The following is a 20,834-nucleotide window of genomic DNA, read 5'->3' as shown; positions in this document are numbered from 1 at the left end:
CCGCGCTCCCACCGGGGCCCCGCGAACCTGCCGGGTTCGCGGGGCCTTCGGCTGTGCCGCCCCACCCGGTCGGCACCCGGCCGCCTACCGCCCCCGCTCCCGCTCCTCCACGAACGCGTTGTACGCCGCCACCTGCGCCCGCCGGGCCGTCCGCTCCACCGGCCGCAGGGCGTCCGCCCGCGAGGCCATCTCCGAGGCGCTCACGGCCCCGCCGTCCCCGTGCTCGAAGGCCACCGAGACCAGCAGCCCCACCCGCTGCGCCAGCTCCAGCACCCGTACCGCACGCGGCGGATACCCGGGAGCCAACACCTCCCGCCCCCGCTCGGCCCGCGCCCGGTACGCGTCGATCGCCGCCTCGGCCACCGGCCCGGACGCCGCGACGTCCAGCCGGGACAGCACGGCGGTGGCGTCCCGCAACGCCTCCGCCAGCTCGCGCTCGGCCTCCCCGAGGGACGGCACGTCGGCCGGCGGGGCCTCCCGCACCTCCAGGCAGTGCCAGACGACCTCCACATGCTCGTCACCGGCGGGCCCGGCCGCGTACACCTCCGGCACCAGCCCCAGCGCACCCCCGTGGCAGACGACCGCCTCCTCGGCCTCCAGCGCCCGCTTGTTGAACTCCGGTGGCCCGCTCAGCCCCAGCGGATGCCCCGCCGCCGGCAGCGCGATGCGCAGCCCGCTCACCCCGAGCGCCCGCAACCGCCCCAGCGCGAGCGTCAGCCCGACCGGACCCAGCTCGCCGGGCAGCCCCTCCACCCGGTGCACCGCGTCCTCACCGACGATCGCGAGCACCGCGTCATCCGGCGAGACAAGTCCGGCAAGTAGGGCATTTCCCCATGCGGCAAGGCGTCCTGAGCGTGGTTCCGAGAGCATGCCCCCACCCTAAGGACCGACCGAGGGGATGGACGGCCCGACCGGTGGCGTAGATTTCCCTGAGGGCTGCGCCCACCCGGCGGTGGCTCCGACCACAGGCGTACGCGACAGCCGAGACAGGCCGACACTGCAAGGGGAGACAGCGCGCTCATGAGCGATGTTCTGGAGCTGGAGGACGTATCCGTGGTCCGCGAGGGCCGGGCTCTGGTGGACCAGGTCTCCTGGTCGGTCAAGGAGGGCGAGCGCTGGGCCATCCTCGGCCCGAACGGCGCCGGCAAGACCACCCTCCTCAACATCGCCTCCAGCTACCTCTACCCCAGCAAGGGCACCGCCACGATCCTCGGCGACACCCTCGGCAAGGTCGACGTCTTCGAGCTGCGCCCCCGCATCGGCATGGCCGGCATCGCCATGGCCGAGAAGCTCCCGAGGCGCCAGACCGTCCTGCAGACCGTGCTGACCGCCGCGTACGGCATGACGGCCACCTGGAACGAGGACTACGAGGAGATCGACGAGCTGCGCGCCCGCGCCTTCCTCGACCGCCTCGGCATGACCGACTACGTCGACCGCAAGTTCGGCACCCTCTCCGAGGGCGAGCGCAAGCGCACCCTCATCGCCCGCGCCCTGATGGCCGACCCCGAGCTGCTGCTCCTCGACGAGCCCGCCGCCGGCCTCGACCTCGGGGGCCGCGAGGACCTCGTACGCCGTCTCGGCCGCCTCGCCCGCGACCCGATCGCCCCCTCCATGATCATGGTCACACACCATGTCGAGGAGATCCCGCCGGGCTTCACCCACGTCCTGATGATCCGTCAGGGCAAGGTCCTCGCCGCGGGTCCGCTGGAGCTGGAACTCACCTCCCGCAACCTCTCCCTCTGCTTCGGCCTCCCGCTCGTCGTCGACCAGCTCGGCGAGCGCTGGACCGCCCATGGTCTGCCGCTCACCTGACCTCCAACTTCTCCCGGCCCTGCGCCAGTCGGATGCCCTGGGACCACAACCGGACCCAGGCGCAACCGACTTGGGCGCACTCTGCACGTGATCTTTGACCGTGCGCTCTGTTCGGCGGCCCGATCGCGGTTCTACCATGGCCGATGTGGACAGCATCGACGCATGGGTGTGGTGGCTGATCGGCGCGGCCGGGCTCGGGATCGCCCTCGTCGTGACCGCGATGCCCGAGTTGGGCATGCTCGCCCTGGGCGCGGTCGCCGGCGCCGTGACCGCGGGGCTGGGCGGAGGTGTCGTACTCCAGGTCCTCGTCTTCGCGGTCGTCTCGGTCGCGCTCATCGCCGTCGTACGGCCCATCGCGGCCAGGCACCGGTCCCAGCGACCCCAACTCGCGACCGGTATCGACGCGTTGAAGGGCAAACAGGCCGTCGTCCTGGAACGGGTCGACGGCATGGGCGGCCGGATCAAGCTGGCCGGCGAGATCTGGTCCGCCCGCTCGCTCGACACCGGCCAGGCCTACGAGGTGGGTCAGGAAGTGGACGTCGTGGAGATCGAGGGAGCCACGGCGATCGTCATGTGACCTCGCACGACGGGGTCACGAGGCGATGACGCAATGACCTGAACGACCCACCTGGCAGGCGGGGTTCTGCCAGACTCGACCAGCAAGATCTTCAACAGTCCGAACAGGCATAAGATCTTCCGGAAGCGCCACGGCGGAGAAGGGCACGGGGAGCAACGATGGAACCGATCATCATCGTCCTGATCATTCTGGTGGTGTTGGTCTTCATCGCCCTGATCAAGACCATCCAGGTGATCCCACAGGCCAGCGCGGCGATCGTCGAGCGATTCGGCCGCTACACCCGCACCCTCAACGCGGGCCTCAACATCGTCGTCCCGTTCATCGACTCGATCCGCAACCGCATCGACCTCCGTGAACAGGTCGTGCCGTTCCCACCCCAGCCGGTGATCACCCAGGACAACCTGGTCGTGAACATCGACACGGTCATCTACTACCAGGTGACCGACGCCCGCGCCGCGACGTACGAGGTCGCCAGCTACATCCAGGCGATCGAGCAGCTCACGGTCACCACGCTGCGCAACATCATCGGCGGCATGGACCTGGAGCGCACCCTGACCTCCCGCGAGGAGATCAACGCGGCCCTGCGCGGCGTCCTCGACGAGGCCACCGGCAAGTGGGGCATCCGCGTCAACCGCGTCGAGCTGAAGGCGATCGAGCCGCCCACCTCCATCCAGGACTCGATGGAGAAGCAGATGCGCGCCGACCGCGACAAGCGCGCCGCGATCCTCACCGCCGAAGGTACGCGCCAGGCGGCCATCCTCACCGCCGAGGGCGAGAAGCAGTCCCAGATCCTGCGCGCCGAGGGTGAGGCCAAGGCCGCCGCCCTGCGCGCCGAGGGCGAGGCCCAGGCCGTCCGTACGGTCTTCGAGGCCATCCACGCCGGTGACCCGGACCAGAAGCTGCTCTCCTACCAGTACCTCCAGATGCTCCCGAAGATCGCCGAGGGCGACGCCAACAAGCTCTGGATCGTCCCCAGCGAGATCGGCGACGCCCTCAAGGGCCTCTCCGGCGCCATGGGCAACTTCGGCAACCTGGGCGGCGGCCCGTCGGTCCCCAGGCCCGCCGACGGCAACGGCGAACGCCGCGAGAAGCCGGCGATCGACTGAGCACACGACCAGGGGCCCGCCTTCGAGCAGAAGGCGGGCCCCTGGTCTCTGCCTTTCGGGGGCCGGCGAAGCCCTACGCGGCTTGCTGGGAGAGCCACGCCGGAAGCGCGTCGTAGTCCTCGTGCCCCAGCGACAGCAGCATGGCGTCGGCCGGCGTCGGCTCGAACGGCTGTCGCAGCAGCGGCATACCCGCCTGCTCAGGAGTTCGGTCGGCCTTGCGGTGGTTGTCCTCGGCGCAGGAGGCGACCGTGTTCAGCCACGTGTCACCACCGCCCCGCGACCGAGGCACCACGTGGTCGACGGTCGTCGCCCGCCTGCCGCAGTACGCGCACCTGTGCCTGTCCCTCACCAGGACACCCCGCCTGGACCACGGCGCTTGTCTTCGGAACGGCACCCTGACATACCTGCAGAGTCTGATCACCCGGGGCGCCGGTATGTCGACCGCGGCTCCGCGCATGCGCAGTTCGGGGTGGGTCTGCTCGACGACGGCCTTGTCCTGCAGTACCAGCACGACGGCTCGGTTGAGCGTCACCGTCGACAGCGGCTCGAAGCTCGCGTTCAGTACCAGCGTGTCCCGCATCCCAGCCCACCTCCTGTGCCAGCCCACCCCCCGGCGGGCTTGGATCAACTCTGGCCGGGCACGCCGAGATGGACAACGCAATAAAAAATGCCCGTCTCTGATCACTTCCAAGACCAGAGACGGGCAAACGTTCAATGAACGTCCGGCTTCGTTACTTTTCCGCCTCAGCGGCGTACTCACCGATGAGGTGAGCACGAGCCAGAGTGTGGAACCGCAGGTTGAAACCGATTACGGCGGGTGAGGCGTCCGAGTCCGGACCGAGCTTCTCCTGATCCACGGCGTACACCGTGAACACATAGCGGTGCGCGGGGTCCCCGGGCGGCGGCGCGGCCCCGCCGAAGTCCTTCGTCCCGTAGTCGTTGCGCACCTGCACGGCGCCCTCGGGCAGCCCCTCGAACTTCCCCGAGCCCGCGCCCGTCGGCAACTCCGTCACCGACGTCGGGATGTCGAACACCACCCAGTGCCAGAACCCGCTGCCCGTGGGGGCGTCCGGGTCGTAGCAGGTCACGGCGAAACTCCTGGTCTCCGGCGGGAAGCCTTCCCAGCTCAGCTGCGGCGAGGTGTTCCCCTCCGCGTAGACCTGGGCGTCCTTGAGCGTCGCACCCGCCTCGACGTCCTCGCTCGTGACGGTGAACGACGGCACGACCGGGTGGAAATCGTGGGGGAGCGGCGGCCTCTTCGGCTCGGTCACCTCAATACCTCCTGATGGATCCGGGGTAGGTGTGCTCAGAGCCTAGAACCAGCTGCGCTTGCTGCCGACCTCCGACAGCCACTGGTTCAGATACGCGGCCCAGTCCGTGCCCTGGTAGTCGTGCAGCCCCACCCGGAACGAACGGAACGAGTCGCTGCCCTCGCTGAACAGCCCCGGCTTCTTGTCCATCTCCAGCACGACGTCCATCTCGCGGTCGTCGGCCACGAAGCTCAACTCCACCTGGTTGAGGCCGTGGTACTGCTGCGGCGGGTAGAACTCGACCTCCTGGTAGAAGGGGAGCTTCTGCCGGGTGCCACGGATGTGACCGCGCTCCAGGTCCGCGTTCTTGAAGCGGAAGCCCAGCTGGATGAAGGCGTCCAGGATGGCCTGCTGCGCCGGCAGCGGGTGCACGTTGATCGGGTCCAGGTCACCGGAGTCGACCGCACGCGCGATCTCCAGCTCGGTGGTCACACCGATGTTCATGCCCGGCAGGGTCTGCCCCTGGATGGTCGTGATCGGCGTCTCCCACGGGATCTCCAGTCCGAACGGCACCGTGTGGACCGCCCCGGCCTTCAGCTCGAAGGCACCACCGAGCCGCTGCTTGGTGAACACCATGTCCTGCTTGTACTCCGCGTCCTGGCCCTCCACCTCGACCCTGGCCTGCAGACCGACGGACAGCGCCTCGATCTGCTGGTCCACGGAGCCGCCCTGGATCCGCACCTCACCCTGGACGACGCCGCCCGGGACGACATTGACCTCGGTCAGCACCGTCTCGACCGAAGCCCCGCCGGCTCCCAGGCTCGCGAGCAGCCGCTTGAACCCCATGTCTGTTCCTCCCGTCAGGCAATGCCTGCATAGCTGTGTGGTTCTGTGTCTTGTGGTGTGGATCGCTCTGCGTGGCGTGGATCCTTGATCCCTACAAACGCAAACAGGCGTCGACCGGTTCCGCGTCCTCCCGCTCCACACCCTTCCAAGGAGAACGCCCTCTCGCCACCCGTCGGCACGCACCCGTCTGGACTACGCTCGGACGCCATGATCGCGAGCACCGACCGTACGCCCCTGGCCCGCGAGTTCTTCGACCGCCCCGTACTGGAGGTGGCACCGGACCTCCTGGGACGCGTCCTCGTACGCCTCACCCCGGACGGACCGATCGAACTGCGCCTCACGGAGGTCGAGGCCTACGACGGCGCGAACGACCCCGGCTCCCACGCCTATCGCGGGCGTACCGCCCGCAACGACGTGATGTTCGGTCCACCCGGTCACGTGTACGTCTACTTCACCTACGGCATGTGGCACTGCATGAACCTCGTGTGCGGTCCGGAGGGCACGGCGAGCGGGATCCTGCTGCGCGCCGGCGAGATCACCGAAGGCGTCGACCTCGCCCGCAAACGTCGAATCTCAGCCCGAGATGACAAAGAACTGGCCAAAGGACCCGCCCGCCTGGCCACCGCCCTGGACGTGGACCGGGCCCTCGACGGTACGGACGCCTGCGCATCGGGCACCGCGCCCATAACGGTCCTGACCGGCACTCCTGTTGGTCCTGACCAGGTACGCAACGGCCCTCGTACCGGTGTCTCCGGGGACGGTGGAGTGCACCCCTGGCGTTTCTGGATCGCCGACGACCCGACGGTCAGCCCGTATCGGGCCCATGCCCCCCGTCGGCGCTCAACTTGACTCGCCCCTGGGGGGTCCGTAACGTAGCCCGAGCCGCTTGAACCGGTTACGGCGATCAGCCAGCAGCCGAGAGCGGCCAACCCACTACCTACGACTTCCCCTCAGCGGGGGCGAATCAGGCATGCCCTGATTCCAGCCCGCAGAACTCAATTATGAGTTGCCGAGGGAATCGGCTAACGTAGTGAATGTCGAAAGGCCGCAAGGGAAACCGAGAGGCCAAAAGGCAGCCGAAAGGCAAACCTCCCGACTGGGAATCGGAACCGGAAACGGTCTGATAGAGTCGGAAACGCAAGACCGAAGGGAAACTGCCCGGAGGAAAGCCCGAGAGTAGCTTGGGTGAGTACAAAGGAAGCGTCCGTTCCTTGAGAACTCAACAGCGTGCCAAAAATCAACGCCAGATATGTTGATACCCCGTCCGCCGGGCAGTGTTCCGGTGGTCGAGGTTCCTTTGAAACAAACACAGCGAGGACGCTGTGAACGGCCGGGCTTATTCCGCCTGGCTGTTCCGCTCTCGTGGTTTGCACCCGATTACGGGTACACATTCACGGAGAGTTTGATCCTGGCTCAGGACGAACGCTGGCGGCGTGCTTAACACATGCAAGTCGAACGATGAACCACTTCGGTGGGGATTAGTGGCGAACGGGTGAGTAACACGTGGGCAATCTGCCCTTCACTCTGGGACAAGCCCTGGAAACGGGGTCTAATACCGGATACAACCACTACAGGCATCTGTGGGTGGTGGAAAGCTCCGGCGGTGAAGGATGAGCCCGCGGCCTATCAGCTTGTTGGTGAGGTAACGGCTCACCAAGGCGACGACGGGTAGCCGGCCTGAGAGGGCGACCGGCCACACTGGGACTGAGACACGGCCCAGACTCCTACGGGAGGCAGCAGTGGGGAATATTGCACAATGGGCGAAAGCCTGATGCAGCGACGCCGCGTGAGGGATGACGGCCTTCGGGTTGTAAACCTCTTTCAGCAGGGAAGAAGCGAAAGTGACGGTACCTGCAGAAGAAGCGCCGGCTAACTACGTGCCAGCAGCCGCGGTAATACGTAGGGCGCGAGCGTTGTCCGGAATTATTGGGCGTAAAGAGCTCGTAGGCGGTCTGTCGCGTCGGATGTGAAAGCCCGGGGCTTAACCCCGGGTCTGCATTCGATACGGGCAGACTAGAGTGTGGTAGGGGAGATCGGAATTCCTGGTGTAGCGGTGAAATGCGCAGATATCAGGAGGAACACCGGTGGCGAAGGCGGATCTCTGGGCCATTACTGACGCTGAGGAGCGAAAGCGTGGGGAGCGAACAGGATTAGATACCCTGGTAGTCCACGCCGTAAACGGTGGGAACTAGGTGTTGGCGACATTCCACGTCGTCGGTGCCGCAGCTAACGCATTAAGTTCCCCGCCTGGGGAGTACGGCCGCAAGGCTAAAACTCAAAGGAATTGACGGGGGCCCGCACAAGCAGCGGAGCATGTGGCTTAATTCGACGCAACGCGAAGAACCTTACCAAGGCTTGACATCGCCCGGAAAGCATCAGAGATGGTGCCCCCCTTGTGGTCGGGTGACAGGTGGTGCATGGCTGTCGTCAGCTCGTGTCGTGAGATGTTGGGTTAAGTCCCGCAACGAGCGCAACCCTTGTTCTGTGTTGCCAGCATGCCCTTCGGGGTGATGGGGACTCACAGGAGACTGCCGGGGTCAACTCGGAGGAAGGTGGGGACGACGTCAAGTCATCATGCCCCTTATGTCTTGGGCTGCACACGTGCTACAATGGCAGGTACAATGAGCTGCGAAGCCGTGAGGCGGAGCGAATCTCAAAAAGCCTGTCTCAGTTCGGATTGGGGTCTGCAACTCGACCCCATGAAGTCGGAGTTGCTAGTAATCGCAGATCAGCATTGCTGCGGTGAATACGTTCCCGGGCCTTGTACACACCGCCCGTCACGTCACGAAAGTCGGTAACACCCGAAGCCGGTGGCCCAACCCCTTACGGGGAGGGAGCTGTCGAAGGTGGGACTGGCGATTGGGACGAAGTCGTAACAAGGTAGCCGTACCGGAAGGTGCGGCTGGATCACCTCCTTTCTAAGGAGCACTTCTACCGATCCCTTCGGGGTGAGGTCAGAGGCCAGACCATCAGCGAACGTCTGATGCTGGTTAGCTCATGGGTGGAACGTTGATTATTCGGCGTCTTGAGTCATCTCAGGCTGTGAGTACTGTCCTTTCGGGGGCGTGGAAAGCTGATCGGAGTGGTGAGGGATGCCGGGCACGCTGTTGGGTGTCTGAGGGTATGGCCGTATGGCTGCCTTCAGTGCCGGCCCCAGTGCACTCGGACTTCTGGTTCGGGGTGATGGGTGGTTGGTCGTTGTTTGAGAACTGCACAGTGGACGCGAGCATCTGTGGCCAAGTTTTTAAGGGCGCACGGTGGATGCCTTGGCACCAGGAACCGATGAAGGACGTGGGAGGCCACGATAGTCCCCGGGGAGTCGTCAACCAGGCTTTGATCCGGGGGTTTCCGAATGGGGAAACCCGGCAGTCGTCATGGGCTGTCACCCTTGCCTGAACACATAGGGCAAGTGGAGGGAACGCGGGGAAGTGAAACATCTCAGTACCCGCAGGAAGAGAAAACAACCGTGATTCCGGGAGTAGTGGCGAGCGAAACCGGATGAGGCCAAACCGTATGCGTGTGAGACCCGGCAGGGGTTGCGTATACGGGGTTGTGGGATCTCTCTTCTGTCGTCTGCCGGCGACAGGACGAGTCAGAAACCGTTGATGTAGGCGAAGGACATGCGAAAGGTCCGGCGTAGAGGGTAAGACCCCCGTAGCTGAAACATTGACGGCTCGTTTGAGAGACACCCAAGTAGCACGGGGCCCGAGAAATCCCGTGTGAATCTGGCGGGACCACCCGCTAAGCCTAAATATTCCCTGGTGACCGATAGCGGATAGTACCGTGAGGGAATGGTGAAAAGTACCGCGGGAGCGGAGTGAAATAGTACCTGAAACCGTGTGCCTACAAGCCGTGGGAGCGTCGCGCATCAAGTTTACTTGGTGCGTCGTGACTGCGTGCCTTTTGAAGAATGAGCCTGCGAGTTTGCGGTGTGTTGCGAGGTTAACCCGAGTGGGGTAGCCGTAGCGAAAGCGAGTCCGAACAGGGCGTTTCAGTAGCACGCTCAAGACCCGAAGCGGAGTGATCTAGCCATGGGCAGGTTGAAGCGGAGGTAAGACTTCGTGGAGGACCGAACCCACCAGGGTTGAAAACCTGGGGGATGACCTGTGGTTAGGGGTGAAAGGCCAATCAAACTCCGTGATAGCTGGTTCTCCCCGAAATGCATTTAGGTGCAGCGTCGTGTGTTTCTTGCCGGAGGTAGAGCACTGGATAGGCGATGGGCCCTACCGGGTTACTGACCTTAGCCAAACTCCGAATGCCGGTAAGTGAGAGCACGGCAGTGAGACTGTGGGGGATAAGCTCCATGGTCGAGAGGGAAACAGCCCAGAGCATCGACTAAGGCCCCTAAGCGTACGCTAAGTGGGAAAGGATGTGGAGTCGCAGAGACAACCAGGAGGTTGGCTTAGAAGCAGCCACCCTTGAAAGAGTGCGTAATAGCTCACTGGTCTAGTGATTCCGCGCCGACAATGTAGCGGGGCTCAAGCGTACCGCCGAAGTCGTGTCATTCCAGCATTGAGGGCCAACGCCTGCTGGGATGGGTAGGGGAGCGTCGTGTGCCGGGTGAAGCAGCCGCGGAAGCGAGTTGTGGACGGTTCACGAGTGAGAATGCAGGCATGAGTAGCGATACAAACGTGAGAAACGTTTGCGCCGATTGACCAAGGGTTCCTGGGTCAAGCTGATCTGCCCAGGGTAAGTCGGGACCTAAGGCGAGGCCGACAGGCGTAGTCGATGGATAACCGGTTGATATTCCGGTACCCGCTGTGAAGCGTCAAACACTGAACCAGGCGATGCTAAGTCCGTGAAGCCGTTCCGGACCCTTCGGGGAAAGGAAAGTGGTGGAGCCGACGGACCAGACTTGTAGTAGGTGAGTGATGGGGTGACGCAGGAAGGTAGTCCATCCCGGGCGGTGGTTGTCCCGGGGTAAGGGTGTAGGACGTCAGGTAGGTAAATCCGCCTGGCACATAGTCTGAGACCTGATGCCGAGCCGATTGTGGTGAAGTGGATGATCCTATGCTGTCGAGAAAAGCCTCTAGCGAGTTTCATGGCGGCCCGTACCCTAAACCGACTCAGGTGGTCAGGTAGAGAATACCGAGGCGTTCGGGTGAACTATGGTTAAGGAACTCGGCAAAATGCCCCCGTAACTTCGGGAGAAGGGGGGCCATCACTGGTGATCCGATTTACTCGGTGAGCTGGGGGTGGCCGCAGAGACCAGCGAGAAGCGACTGTTTACTAAAAACACAGGTCCGTGCGAAGCCGTAAGGCGATGTATACGGACTGACGCCTGCCCGGTGCTGGAACGTTAAGGGGACCGGTTAGTCACATTTCGGTGTGGCGAAGCTGAGAACTTAAGCGCCAGTAAACGGCGGTGGTAACTATAACCATCCTAAGGTAGCGAAATTCCTTGTCGGGTAAGTTCCGACCTGCACGAATGGCGTAACGACTTCTCGACTGTCTCAACCATAGGCCCGGTGAAATTGCACTACGAGTAAAGATGCTCGTTTCGCGCAGCAGGACGGAAAGACCCCGGGACCTTTACTACAGTTTGATATTGGTGTTCGGTTCGGCTTGTGTAGGATAGCTGGGAGACTGTGAAGCTCGGACGCCAGTTCGGGTGGAGTCGTCGTTGAAATACCAGTCTGGTCGTGCTGGATGTCTAACCTGGGTCCGTGATCCGGATCAGGGACAGTGTCTGATGGGTAGTTTAACTGGGGCGGTTGCCTCCTAAAGAGTAACGGAGGCGCCCAAAGGTTCCCTCAGCCTGGTTGGCAATCAGGTGGTGAGTGTAAGTGCACAAGGGAGCTTGACTGTGAGACCGACGGGTCGAGCAGGGACGAAAGTCGGGACTAGTGATCCGGCGGTGGCTTGTGGAAGCGCCGTCGCTCAACGGATAAAAGGTACCCCGGGGATAACAGGCTGATCTTCCCCAAGAGTCCATATCGACGGGATGGTTTGGCACCTCGATGTCGGCTCGTCGCATCCTGGGGCTGGAGTCGGTCCCAAGGGTTGGGCTGTTCGCCCATTAAAGCGGTACGCGAGCTGGGTTTAGAACGTCGTGAGACAGTTCGGTCCCTATCCGCTGCGCGCGCAGGAATATTGAGAAGGGCTGTCCCTAGTACGAGAGGACCGGGACGGACGAACCTCTGGTGTGCCAGTTGTTCTGCCAAGGGCATGGCTGGTTGGCTACGTTCGGGAGGGATAACCGCTGAAAGCATCTAAGCGGGAAGCCTGCTTCGAGATGAGTATTCCCACCCACTTGATGGGGTAAGGCTCCCAGTAGACGACTGGGTTGATAGGCCAGATATGGAAGCCTGGTAACGGGTGGAGTTGACTGGTACTAATAGGCCGAGGGCTTGTCCTCAGTTGCTCGCGTCCACTGTGTTAGTTCTGAGACAACGAACAGTTGTCGGCTCAGAGCAGAACATCAACTGAAAAGTGTGCTTGTTCGCTCGAAACCAATAGGGTTTCGGTGGTCATAGCGTGAGGGAAACGCCCGGTTACATTTCGAACCCGGAAGCTAAGCCTTACAGCGCCGATGGTACTGCAGGGGGGACCCTGTGGGAGAGTAGGACGCCGCCGAACAATCTTTGAAGGACCCCTGGTCACCAGCGTACAGCTGGGACCAGGGGTCCTTTTTTGTTTTTCCGGAGCGCGCCGGGTATCCGGCTGCGCGAGAATGACTTGCGGTACCGAAGACAGGAGTCACCATGTCCACCAACTCTCCCGACGATCGACCGGAGCGCGACCAGCGGCGACGGGACAGTGGTGACCGTGGTGGTTATCGCGGCGGGCCGCGTCCGAACAACGACCGTCCGAACAACGACCGTCGGGACAACGACCGTGGTGGCTACGGTCGGCGGGACGACCGTCGTCCCGATGACCGCCGTGGTGACGACCGTCGAAGTGACGACCGTGGCGGGTTCCGGCGTGATGACCGTCGTGACGACCGTGGCGGCTTCCGTCGTGACGACAACCGCGGTGAGCAGCGCGGCGGCGGTGGCTTCCGGGGACGGGACGACCGTCGCGAGGGCGATCGTGGGCCTCGTCCCGCGTTCCGGCGCGACGACCGTCCCGCGGGTGCGGGTCCGCGTCGTGACGACCGTCGGGACGGCGGAGACCGTGGTGGCTTCCGCCGCGACGGCGACCGGCCGGCCTTCCGGCGGGACGAGCGCAGGGATGACCGGCGCGACGACCGGCGTGGTGACGACCGTGGGGGCTTCGCCCGCCGCGATGACCGTCCCGCGTTCCGGCGCGACGACCGTCCCGCGGGTGCGGGTCCGCGTCGTGACGACCGCCGGGACGGCGGAGACCGTGGAGGCTTCCGTCGGGACGACCGTGACCGGGGCGGCGATCGGGACCGTGGGTTCCGACGTGACGACCGTCCGGCCCGTCCTGAGCGTCGTGAGGGGGACCGTCCCTCCTTCCGTCGTGATGACGACCGTGGTGGTTTCCGTCGCGATGACAGCCGTGGCGGTGAGCGCACCGGCGGGTTCCGTCGTGACGACAGCCGTGGCGGTGGTGAGCGCACCGGTGGGTTCCGTCGTGACGACAACCGTGGCGGTGGTGAGCGCACCGGTGGGTTCCGCGGCCGCGACGACCGGCGTGGAGACGACCGAGGCCGTGACGACCGGCGTGGAGACGACCGAGGTGGGCGTCCGCCGTTCCGGCGTGACGACCGCGGAAGCGGAGACCGGCCCGCCTTCCGCCGTGACGACCGCCGCGATGACCGTCCGGCCCGTCCTGAGCGTCGTGAGGGGGACCGTCCCTCCTTCCGTCGTGATGACGACCGTGGTGGTTTCCGTCGCGATGACAGCCGTGGCGGTGAGCGCACCGGCGGGTTCCGTCGTGACGACAACCGTGGCGGTGGTGAGCGCACCGGTGGGTTCCGCGGCCGCGACGACCGGCGTGGAGACGACCGAGGCCGTGATGACCGGAGCCGTGGCCCCCGTCGGGACGATCGTGGTGGTGGCCGCCCCGGTGGGTTCCGTGACCGGGACGACCGGCGCGGTGGCGACGACCGGCGCGGCGGCGGGCGTTTCCGTGACGAGCGGGACCGGGACCGTGAGCCGATCAAGCGGCTGCCGATCCCCGAGGACGTCACTGGGGAGGAGATCGACAAGGACGTTCGGCAGGAGCTGCAGAGCCTGCCCAAGACGCTCGCCGACGATGTCGCCAAGAACCTGGTGATGGTCGCGCGACTCATCGACGAGGACCCCGAGGGCGCGTACGGCTACTCCAGGGTCGCGCTGCGGCTGGCGTCGCGCGTCGCCGCCGTGCGTGAGGCGGCCGGCTTCGCCGCGTACGCCAACCAGAAGTACAGCGAGGCGCTCGCGGAGTTCCGGGCGGCTCGGCGGATGACCGGCAATGTCGACCTGTGGCCCGTCATGGCGGACTGCGAGCGAGGTCTCGGGCGGCCCGAGAAGGCGCTGGACATGGCCGGTGCCCCCGAGGTGCACAAGCTGGACAAGGCCGGTCAGGTCGAGATGCGGCTCGTGGCGGCCGGCGCGCGGCGCGACATGGACCAGCTCGACGCGGCCATCGTGACCCTGCAGAGCCCGGAGCTGGCCTCCAGCTCCGTACAGCCGTGGACCGCGCGTCTGCGGTACGCGTACGCCGACGCGCTGCTCGCGGCCGGGCGTGAGGGCGAGGCGCGGGAGTGGTTCGCCAAGGCTGTCGAGGCCGACAAGGACGGCAGCACGGACGCGTCGGACCGGCTCGCGGAGATGGACGGCGTCGAGTTCGTCGACGCCCTCGGCGACGAAGAGGGCGGACACGAGGGCGACGAGGCTCCGCTGAGCGTGTCGGTCACGGACGAGCCGGCCGTCGATGACAGCCACGACGAGCAGGCCGGCCTGGACAGCGACACCGACGAGGATGACGACACCTCCGACGAGGATGACGTCACCGACGAGGACGACGCCACTGACGACGCCACTGACGACGCCCCTGACGAGGACGCTGCCGACGTGGACGTGACGGACGCGGACGTGGACGTGACGGATGAGGCGTCCGCCGACAGCGTCGATGTCGTCGACGTCCGGGACGACAAGGACTGACCTCGGCGAACCGGCGAAGGCCGTGTCAGGGCGGGATCCCGTACGACGGGGTCCCGCCCTTTCGCATGCCCGCTCCCCGGGGGGACCGGGGATCCCTCAGAGGTCCAGCGCGCGCAGCACCAGCCCCGACGCCGGTTTCGGGCCGAACGACGTGGACTTGCGGGGCATGGTGACGCCCTGGCGGGCGAGGTCGCGTACGACTTCCTCGCGGACCGGGTGCATCAGGACGGCCGTGCCGCCGTCGCGTTCCGCCTTCTCGACGGTCGCCGCCGTGTCGTGGATGTAGGCGACGTGGGCCGGTGAGTCCTCGGGGATGTGCCAGACGTGGTCGAGGAGGGTGGCGTGCAGCACGGTCGCGTCGAGGGTGCGCCACTCGGCCGGGCGGTCGGTGGGGATCGTACGAGCGAGGAGATCCGGGTCCGGGCGGTCGACGAGGTGGAAGGAGCCGTCGCCCGCGAGGAGGAAGGCGTTGCCGGCGGCGGCCGCTTCGCCCAGGGCTTCCAGGGCCTGGGGGAGCGGGACGTCCAGGCGGCGTACGCGGAACCGGCCGTCCAGGGCCGCGAGAGCGTCCGGGACCGCGAGCCGGTGGAGGAGGCGGTGGATCGCGCGGACCCGGAGGGGGTAGCGGGCGGTGTCCACGAGGAGGACCAGGCCGTAGTCCCAGGGGCTGGGGGACGGGTGTTCCGTGCGGAGCCGGAGGTAGGTGGCCCAGCGGTGGTGGCCGTCGGCTATCAGGGCCTGGTGGTGGGCGAGGTCCGCCTGGATCTCGGCCAGGTCGGCGGGGTCGGTGACGGCCCACAGGCGGTGGCTGAAGCCGTCCTCCGTGGTCGTGGCGAGGAGCGGGGCCCGTTCGGTGGTCCGCTCGACCACGGCCGTCGCTCCGGCCGTCGCACCGCCGCCCCGGTAGGTGAGGAGCAGAGGCTCCATGTTGGTGGAGGTGGCGCGCATCAGGGCCGCGCGGTCCGTGATCACGTGGGGGATGACGTCCTCGTGCGGGAGGACCACCCCGGCGGACGGCTCCGAGAGGCGCAGGGCGCCTATGAGGCCGCGCTGGAGGATGCTGCCGTCCGACTGCTCGTAGACATAGAGGCCGGGCTCCCTGTCGGCGGCGAGGACGCCGTCGGCGAGCCAGCGGCGCAGGGTGTCGGCCGCCTGTTCGTCGCGGGCGGTGGGGGTTCTGGCCTGGGGGAGTATCAGGCGGACGATGTTGTGCGGATCGGCGGATTCGAGGTGGAGCAGACCGTCCGGCCGTACGACGACGTCGTACGGCGGTGACGTCACGGCGGCCAGGCTGCCGACCCGGTCGGGGTCGTAGCGAAGCCCCCGGAACGGGGTCAGTTCGAGGCCGCTGCGCGCCGGGATCTCCTCCGCGGGACCTGCGTAGTTCATTGATGCATCGTATGGGTGCCCGTGCTGTGAGGGATGATCGGGGAAAGTGACCTAATCGATTGTTGACCCACCGGGCGATCACCGGCCCGATCACAGCCCCGTCACCGGCCCGGTCGGGGCCCGATCGCCGGACCGCCGACGGGTGACCGGCCGACCGGTGGACCGAGCGAGGAGCGGAGTGCAATGAGCCAGGCAGTCAGGACACGGCCCGACGGCAGTGGGCAGGCCCTGAGCGAGGCGTACGACACGGCGCTGCTCGATCTCGACGGGGTGGTGTACGCGGGCGGCAGTGCGATCGCGTACGCCGTGGAGTCCCTGGGCACGGCGCGCGCGGGTGGTATGCACCTCGCGTACGTCACCAACAACGCGCTGCGGACGCCCGACACGGTGGCCGCGCATCTCACCGCGCTCGGGATACCGACCGAGGCGGGGGACGTCATCACCTCGGCGCAGGCCGTCGCCCGGCTGATCAGCGAGCAGCTGCCCGCCGGCGCGCGGGTGCTGGTCATCGGCGGAGAGGGGCTGCGGGTGGCCCTGCGCGAGCGGGGTCTCGAACCGGTCGAGTCGGTGGACGACGATCCGGCGGCCGTGGTGCAGGGCTTCGGCGGCCCCGACCTGCCCTGGGGGCGGTTCGCGGAGGCCAGCTACGCCATCGCGCGCGGCGTGCCGTGGTACGCGTCCAACACCGACCTGACGATCCCGAGTGCGCGGGGCATCGCGCCCGGCAACGGGGCGGCCGTCCAGGTCGTGCGGATCGCGACCGGGGCCGAGCCGCAGGTGGCGGGCAAGCCGCTGCCGCCGATGCACCGGGAGACGATCCTGCGGACCGGCGCCGAGCGGCCGTTGGTGGTCGGGGACCGGCTGGACACGGACATCGAGGGCGCGTTCAACGGCGAGGTCGACTCGCTGCTCGTGCTGACCGGCGTGACCGACGGCGCGCAGCTGCTGGCCGCGCCCCCGCAGCACCGGCCGACGTATGTCGACGCCGATCTGCGGGGCATGCTCACCGGGCAGCCGGAGGTCGTCGAGGCGGGCGCGGGCTTCCGCTGCGGAGGCTGGACGGCGACCGCCGGCGCGGAGCGGCTGGAACTGGACGGCGAGGGCTCGGCGCTGGACGGGCTGCGAGCGCTGTGCGCGGCCGCCTGGACGGCTGCCGGGGAGGGCTCGTGCGAGCTGGACGGAGGGAAGGCGCTGGCCCGGCTGGGGCTGTGAGCGCTCGGCGGACCCTGGAGGGGGCCGCGATCGAGCCCGCAAGGGAGGGTAGGCTAACCTAACCGGGTGTTGGTCGACAGTCCTCCTGAACCGAGCGCGGAGACCGCCCCCGCGCCTGTGAACCGCCGGGCGGTACGGGCCGTCGGGCTCCTCGTGTCCGTCCTGATCCTCGTCCTGGTGGCCCTGGCGAGTATCGCGATCGGCGCGAAGGAGCTGTCCTTCGCGCAGGTCTGGCACGGGTTGTTCGAGGACACGGGGACGTACGGCGACGCCGTCGTCGGGGAACGGGTCTCGCGCACCCTCCTCGGCCTGCTCGCGGGATCCGCGCTCGGCCTCGCGGGGGCCGTGCTCCAGGCGCTCACCCGCAACCCGCTGGCCGACCCGGGCCTGCTCGGTATCAACGCGGGCGCGTCCGCCGCGGTCGTCACCGCCATCACCTACTTCGGCGTCACCTCGCTGAGCGGGTACGTGTGGTTCGCGTTCGCCGGTGCCGCCGCGGTCGGGGCGCTGGTCTGGTTCCTCGGCGGCAGCCGGGGCGCGACACCCGTGCGGCTCGCGCTCGCGGGCACCGCCATCAGCGCCGCCCTCTACGGCTATCTGCAGGCCGTCATGATCATGGACGGCGCGGCGCTCTCCAAGATGCGCTTCTGGACGGTCGGTTCGCTCGCGTCGGCGACCGACGGGACGATCACGCAGGTGCTGCCGTTCCTGGCCGTCGGCACGGTCGTCGCGCTGCTGCTCGCCCGGCCGCTGAACGCGATGGCCATGGGCGACGACACCGCCCGCGCGCTCGGCGCCGACCTCAACCGCACCCGCGCGCTCTCGATGGGCGCCGCCACCGTGCTGTGCGGTGCCGCGACCGCCGCCTGCGGGCCGATCGTGTTCGTCGGGCTGATGGTCCCGCACGTCGTCCGGTCCTTCACCGGGCCCGACCTGCGCTGGATCCTCCCGTACGCGACCGTCCTGTCGCCCGTGCTGCTGCTCGGCGCCGACGTCGTCGGCCGCATGGTGGTACGGCCCGCGGAGCTGCAGGTCGGCATCGTCACCGCGATCCTCGGCGGGCCGGTCTTCATCTTTCTCGTACGACGGCGGAGGACGGCGCAGCTGTGAAGACGCAGGTCACGAGGGAGACACCGGACACCTTCAGGAAGACGCGGGACGTGGGGAAGACCCCGGGCACGGGCGGGCACGGCGCACGCAACCGTGTGGTGCGCACCCCCGGCGGGCTGTCGTTCCGGCTGGACGTACGGGCGTGCGCCGTCGTCGCCCTGCTGCTGGTGGCGGCGCTCTCCGCGAGCGTCGTACTGATCGGCACCGGTGACTTCCCCATCCCGGCCGGTGACGTCCTCAGGACGCTGCTCGGCAAGGGCGACGCCGGACAGGAGTTCATCGTCAACGAACTGCGGCTGCCCAGGGTCCTGGTCGGACTCCTCGTCGGGGCCTCGCTCGGGCTCGGCGGAGCGCTGTTCCAGTCCATCTCCCGTAATCCGCTGGGCAGTCCGGACGTGCTCGGCCTCTCGCAGGGAGCCACCGCAGGCGCGCTGGTCGTCATCGTGCTGTTCTCCGGCAGCGCGAACCAGGTGGCCCTCGGGGCGCTCGCCGGCGGTCTGGTCACCGGGTTCGCGATCTACGCGCTGGCGTGGAAGCGGGGCGTGCACGGGTACCGGCTCGTGCTGGTCGGCATCGGCGTCTCCGCGATCGTCACCGCCGTCAACGGCTATCTGATCACCAAGGCCGACCTCGTCGACGCGGCCCGCGCGGTCGTCTGGATGACCGGATCGCTGGGCGGCCGTGACTGGGCCCAGGTCTGGCCGCTGCTGATCATGTGCGTGATCCTCGTGCCGCTGGTGCTCGGCAACGCGCGCGGGCTGCGGATGACGGAGATGGGCGACGACGTGTCGTACGCCCTCGGAGTGCGCGTCGAGCGGGTGCGGCTGCTGCTGATGGTCTCGGCCGTGCTGCTCACCGCCGGGGCCACCGCGGCCGCCGGGCCGGTGAGCTTCGTCGCCCTCACCGCACCCCAGCTCGCGAAGCGGCTGACCCGCTCGCCCGGCCCGAACCTGGTGCCCGCCATGTGCATGGGCGCGACCCTGCTGATCGTGGCCGACTGGGCCTCCCAGCGGGCCTTCGGCGCCGACCAGCTGCCCGTCGGCGTCGTCACCGGCGTGCTCGGCGGCGTCTACCTGCTGTGGCTGCTGGTCACCGAGCGGAAGGCCGGGCGGATATGAGCGCGCCGGCGGATGCGAACGGCAGCGCATCGGCGCATGAGAACAGCAGCGCGCCGGCGGATGCGAACGGCAGCGCGCCGGCGGATGCGAACGGCAGTGTGGCGGAGAACGAGAACGACAGCGGGCCTACGCACAAGAACGGCAGCGCGCCGGCGAACAAGAACGACAAGAGGAGCACCGTGAACCGCCTGTCCGCCGAGGACGTCACCCTCGCCTATGACCAGCGGGTCATCGCCGAGCAGCTGTCGGTGGAGATACCCGACAACTCCTTCACCGTCATCGTCGGCCCCAACGCCTGCGGCAAGTCCACACTGCTGCGGGCCCTGTCCCGGATGCTGAAGCCGTCGCAGGGTCGGGTGCTGCTCGACGGGCAGGTCATCCAGTCGATGCCCGCCAAGAAGGTCGCGCGGACGCTCGGTCTGCTGCCGCAGTCCTCGATCGCGCCCGACGGGATCACCGTAGGAGACCTGGTGGGCCGGGGCCGGTACCCGCACCAGGGGCTGCTGCGGCAGTGGTCCCCCGAGGACGAGCGGATCGTGCGCGAGTCGATGGAGTCGACCGGGGTCGCCGAGCTGGCCGACCGTTACGTCGACGAACTGTCCGGCGGTCAGCGCCAGCGGGTCTGGATCGCCATGGCGCTGGCCCAGCAGACGCCGCTGCTGCTGCTCGACGAGCCGACCACCTTCCTGGACATCCAGCACCAGATCGACGTGCTCGACCTGTGCGCCGAACTCCACGAGGAACAGGGCCGCACGCTGGTCGCCGTGCTGCACGACCTCAACCACGCCGCCCGCTACGCCACCCACCTCATCGCCCTGCGCGACGGCTCGGTGATCGCCGAGGGCGCCCCCTCCGAGATCGTCACGGCCGAGCTGGTCGAGGAGGTGTTCGGGCTGCGCTGTCAGGTCATCGACGACCCGGAGACGGGGACGCCGCTGGTGGTGCCGGCGGCCCGTGCGGCACGGACCGGCGCCGGGCGGAGCGTGGAGGCGGCCGCTACAGCAGCTTCCTGAGCTGGAGCAGGTCCCGGAAGCCCGCCTCCAGCTTCACCCGGCCGGAGCCCCAGGCCTTGGCGAAGTTCAGTTCGCCGCCGACGAGGGCCACCAGGTCGTCGCCCGTCATGGCGAGCCGGATCTGGGCCTTCTCGGCGGGCGGTCCCTGGAGAGTGTCGTGCACCTCGATGCGCCCGTCGCGCATGCGTCCCACGAAGGTGACGTCGAGGTCCCTGACATGGCAGCTGACCGAGCGGTCGAGGGCCGTCGCCTCGCCCACGTGTCCCTGGGCGCCTGCCATGGTGTCCGAAAGCTTTTCGAGTGCGGCGCGGCACTCCTCAATCGTTGCCATCGCGGTCGACGGTACCC

16 protein-coding genes, 3 rRNA genes and 1 pseudogene are annotated in these 20,834 nt (G+C 67.2%); 13 read left to right on the top strand and 7 right to left on the bottom strand.

Annotation, left to right across the window (positions count from 1 at the left end; all coding sequences use genetic code 11):
* Positions 1 to 84: 84 nt before the first annotated feature.
* Positions 85 to 870 carry a hypothetical protein gene (locus tag H4687_RS10715; RefSeq protein WP_046912566.1) on the bottom strand — a complete coding sequence of 262 codons (786 nt, stop codon included), beginning with the start codon at positions 868 to 870 and terminating at the stop codon, positions 85 to 87.
* 150 nt (positions 871 to 1,020) lie between these two features.
* Here H4687_RS10715 and H4687_RS10710 point away from each other — a divergent pair, with 150 nt between their 5' ends.
* The 3 genes from H4687_RS10710 to H4687_RS10700 all read left to right on the top strand — a co-directional run bounded on the left by H4687_RS10710 (position 1,021) and on the right by H4687_RS10700 (position 3,495).
* Entirely contained in the window at positions 1,021 to 1,812 is a 792-nt protein-coding gene (locus tag H4687_RS10710) for an ABC transporter ATP-binding protein (protein WP_046912565.1), read from the top strand.
* Between the two features lie 145 nt (positions 1,813 to 1,957).
* The gene (locus H4687_RS10705) at positions 1,958 to 2,389 is read left to right on the top strand and encodes an NfeD family protein (protein WP_046912571.1); all 432 of its coding nucleotides are present in this window, start codon (positions 1,958 to 1,960) and stop codon (positions 2,387 to 2,389) included.
* Positions 2,390 to 2,547: 158 nt separating this feature from the next.
* Positions 2,548 to 3,495 (top strand): SPFH domain-containing protein, encoded by a 948-nt coding sequence (locus H4687_RS10700; protein WP_005477598.1) that lies wholly within the window; start codon positions 2,548 to 2,550, stop codon positions 3,493 to 3,495.
* 73 nt (positions 3,496 to 3,568) lie between these two features.
* Here H4687_RS10700 and H4687_RS10695 read toward each other — a convergent pair whose 3' ends face one another.
* From H4687_RS10695 to H4687_RS10685, 3 genes are all read right to left on the bottom strand, one after another.
* A complete protein-coding gene (locus tag H4687_RS10695) occupies positions 3,569 to 4,075 on the bottom strand; it encodes an HNH endonuclease (RefSeq protein ID WP_046912564.1) in 507 nt (168 codons plus the stop codon).
* A 151-nt stretch (positions 4,076 to 4,226) separates the two neighbouring features.
* Entirely contained in the window at positions 4,227 to 4,766 is a 540-nt protein-coding gene (locus tag H4687_RS10690) for a YbhB/YbcL family Raf kinase inhibitor-like protein (RefSeq protein WP_046912563.1), read from the bottom strand.
* A 42-nt stretch (positions 4,767 to 4,808) separates the two neighbouring features.
* Complete coding sequence (locus H4687_RS10685; protein WP_005477592.1) at positions 4,809 to 5,591, bottom strand: sporulation protein; 783 nt, start codon at positions 5,589 to 5,591, stop codon at positions 4,809 to 4,811.
* Positions 5,592 to 5,798: 207 nt separating this feature from the next.
* Here H4687_RS10685 and H4687_RS10680 point away from each other — a divergent pair, with 207 nt between their 5' ends.
* The 6 genes and pseudogenes from H4687_RS10680 (at position 5,799) to H4687_RS10655 (ending at position 14,644) form a co-directional block, all read left to right on the top strand.
* On the top strand, positions 5,799 to 6,440 hold the full coding sequence (locus H4687_RS10680; protein WP_046912562.1) for a DNA-3-methyladenine glycosylase: 642 nt from the start codon (positions 5,799 to 5,801) through the stop codon (positions 6,438 to 6,440).
* A gap of 541 nt (positions 6,441 to 6,981) precedes the next feature.
* Positions 6,982 to 8,509, top strand: a 16S ribosomal RNA gene (locus H4687_RS10675).
* Between the two features lie 316 nt (positions 8,510 to 8,825).
* A 23S ribosomal RNA gene (locus H4687_RS10670) occupies positions 8,826 to 11,949 on the top strand.
* A gap of 104 nt (positions 11,950 to 12,053) precedes the next feature.
* Positions 12,054 to 12,170: ribosomal RNA gene (rrf, locus tag H4687_RS10665) — 5S ribosomal RNA — on the top strand.
* Together the 16S, 23S and 5S rRNA genes form the textbook arrangement of a ribosomal RNA operon.
* Positions 12,171 to 12,484: 314 nt before the next feature.
* Positions 12,485 to 13,423: pseudogene (locus H4687_RS48450) on the top strand (hypothetical protein); the annotation flags it as partial.
* 351 nt (positions 13,424 to 13,774) lie between these two features.
* Positions 13,775 to 14,644 carry a hypothetical protein gene (locus H4687_RS10655; RefSeq protein ID WP_404819309.1) on the top strand — a complete coding sequence of 290 codons (870 nt, stop codon included), beginning with the start codon at positions 13,775 to 13,777 and terminating at the stop codon, positions 14,642 to 14,644.
* 96 nt (positions 14,645 to 14,740) lie between these two features.
* Here H4687_RS10655 and H4687_RS10650 read toward each other — a convergent pair whose 3' ends face one another.
* A complete protein-coding gene (locus H4687_RS10650) occupies positions 14,741 to 16,033 on the bottom strand; it encodes a DUF1015 family protein (protein WP_046918809.1) in 1,293 nt (430 codons plus the stop codon).
* 183 nt (positions 16,034 to 16,216) lie between these two features.
* On the opposite strand from H4687_RS10650, the gene H4687_RS10645 reads away from it, so the two are divergent.
* From H4687_RS10645 to H4687_RS10635, 3 genes are all read left to right on the top strand, one after another.
* The gene (locus tag H4687_RS10645; RefSeq protein ID WP_046918810.1) at positions 16,217 to 17,245 is read left to right on the top strand and encodes an HAD hydrolase-like protein; all 1,029 of its coding nucleotides are present in this window, start codon (positions 16,217 to 16,219) and stop codon (positions 17,243 to 17,245) included.
* A 66-nt stretch (positions 17,246 to 17,311) separates the two neighbouring features.
* Positions 17,312 to 18,355, top strand: a complete 1,044-nt coding sequence (locus H4687_RS10640) for a FecCD family ABC transporter permease (RefSeq protein WP_046918811.1) — start codon at positions 17,312 to 17,314, stop codon at positions 18,353 to 18,355.
* Positions 18,356 to 18,405: 50 nt separating this feature from the next.
* Positions 18,406 to 19,473, top strand: a complete 1,068-nt coding sequence (locus H4687_RS10635) for a FecCD family ABC transporter permease (RefSeq protein WP_046918814.1) — start codon at positions 18,406 to 18,408, stop codon at positions 19,471 to 19,473.
* On the opposite strand, the gene H4687_RS10630 is transcribed toward H4687_RS10635, so the two are convergent.
* Positions 19,445 to 19,642 (bottom strand): hypothetical protein, encoded by a 198-nt coding sequence (locus H4687_RS10630; protein ID WP_192781662.1) that lies wholly within the window; start codon positions 19,640 to 19,642, stop codon positions 19,445 to 19,447. The two genes, H4687_RS10635 and H4687_RS10630, sit on opposite strands and share 29 nt — an antisense overlap.
* A gap of 10 nt (positions 19,643 to 19,652) precedes the next feature.
* On the opposite strand from H4687_RS10630, the gene H4687_RS10625 reads away from it, so the two are divergent.
* Positions 19,653 to 20,486 carry an ABC transporter ATP-binding protein gene (locus H4687_RS10625; protein WP_179860312.1) on the top strand — a complete coding sequence of 278 codons (834 nt, stop codon included), beginning with the start codon at positions 19,653 to 19,655 and terminating at the stop codon, positions 20,484 to 20,486.
* Here the strand turns inward: H4687_RS10625 and H4687_RS10620 are convergent.
* On the bottom strand, positions 20,470 to 20,817 hold the full coding sequence (locus H4687_RS10620; protein ID WP_028796649.1) for an SCP2 sterol-binding domain-containing protein: 348 nt from the start codon (positions 20,815 to 20,817) through the stop codon (positions 20,470 to 20,472). The genes H4687_RS10625 and H4687_RS10620 overlap by 17 nt on opposite strands.
* Positions 20,818 to 20,834 lie beyond the last annotated feature (17 nt).

The sequence above is a fragment of the Streptomyces stelliscabiei genome (assembly GCF_014873495.1).
GTDB classification, from domain to species: Bacteria; Actinomycetota; Actinomycetes; order Streptomycetales; family Streptomycetaceae; genus Streptomyces; species Streptomyces bottropensis.
This window is presented reverse-complemented; position numbering and strand designations above follow the sequence as displayed.

Bases quoted from the DNA above. Each gene is read 5' to 3' on its own strand.
- H4687_RS10715 (WP_046912566.1), bottom strand. From the start codon at position 870: ATGCTCTCGGAACCACGCTCAGGACGCCTTGCCGCATGGGGAAATGCC.
- H4687_RS10710 (WP_046912565.1), top strand. From the start codon at position 1,021: ATGAGCGATGTTCTGGAGCTGGAGGACGTATCCGTGGTCCGCGAGGGC.
- H4687_RS10700 (WP_005477598.1), top strand. From the start codon at position 2,548: ATGGAACCGATCATCATCGTCCTGATCATTCTGGTGGTGTTGGTCTTC.
- H4687_RS10695 (WP_046912564.1), bottom strand. From the start codon at position 4,075: ATGCGGGACACGCTGGTACTGAACGCGAGCTTCGAGCCGCTGTCGACG.
- H4687_RS10685 (WP_005477592.1), bottom strand. From the start codon at position 5,591: ATGGGGTTCAAGCGGCTGCTCGCGAGCCTGGGAGCCGGCGGGGCTTCG.
- H4687_RS10680 (WP_046912562.1), top strand. From the start codon at position 5,799: ATGATCGCGAGCACCGACCGTACGCCCCTGGCCCGCGAGTTCTTCGAC.
- H4687_RS10655 (WP_404819309.1), top strand. From the start codon at position 13,775: ATGGTCGCGCGACTCATCGACGAGGACCCCGAGGGCGCGTACGGCTAC.
- H4687_RS10650 (WP_046918809.1), bottom strand. From the start codon at position 16,033: ATGAACTACGCAGGTCCCGCGGAGGAGATCCCGGCGCGCAGCGGCCTC.
- H4687_RS10645 (WP_046918810.1), top strand. From the start codon at position 16,217: ATGAGCCAGGCAGTCAGGACACGGCCCGACGGCAGTGGGCAGGCCCTG.
- H4687_RS10620 (WP_028796649.1), bottom strand. From the start codon at position 20,817: ATGGCAACGATTGAGGAGTGCCGCGCCGCACTCGAAAAGCTTTCGGAC.